The organism is Actinobacillus ureae ATCC 25976 (assembly GCF_000188255.1).
GTDB lineage: Bacteria > Pseudomonadota > Gammaproteobacteria > Enterobacterales > Pasteurellaceae > Actinobacillus > Actinobacillus ureae.
The window spans coordinates 1-632 of record NZ_GL831100.1; the positions used below are offsets into that span (position 1 = coordinate 1).

At 41.6% G+C, this 632-nt stretch carries 1 protein-coding gene; it reads right to left on the reverse strand.

Annotated features, from left to right (window positions below; all coding sequences use genetic code 11):
* Positions 1 to 99: 99 nt before the first annotated feature.
* Complete coding sequence (gene mioC / locus HMPREF0027_RS11240) at positions 100 to 543, reverse strand: FMN-binding protein MioC (protein ID WP_005625482.1); 444 nt, start codon at positions 541 to 543, stop codon at positions 100 to 102.
* Positions 544 to 632: the final 89 nt, after the last annotated feature.

Below are 632 nucleotides of genomic sequence, written 5' to 3' on the forward strand. Positions count from 1 at the left end.
TAGATCAGTAATGATGATCTAAAAATAATTATTACCAACTCTTTTGTCCAATAGAGGCATAGTTTTGCAAAACACCAACCTTTTTGTCTACTATGCCCGTTATAACTGCTCAACAAAACTTGGCAGCCATTCTTCTGCGGTGCCGTCGTGGTCAAAATTGTTTGCCACATCAATGCGAACCGACTCACATACCCGTTTCGCACCTTTTGCGGTCAGGCTGTTTTCAACGATATCCACCGAATGGCAGAATGTATCATAATCAGTGCTGCCTAAACCGACCACACCGAACTTCATACCGCTAAGATCTAAATCGCTTGCCGCCAGTTCGTCAAATAACGGTTTGATGTTATCCGGCAATTCGCCTGCGCCATGGGTTGAAGTCACCACAATTAAATGCGCTTGCTGCTGAATATCCTCCAAGGTTGCTTGGTTGAATAATTCCACTTCAAAATCTTGCGCTTTTAAACAGCTTTCGAGGTGATCGGCAACGTATTCCGCACCGCCTAATGTACTACCTGTAATAATGCAAATTGATTTAGTCATAATGTTCTCGAGTAAGAATGAAAATTAAGCTATTGTAGCCAATATTGAATGGAGAGCAAGTGGTCATTTTCTTGAAATTTTTGGGATAC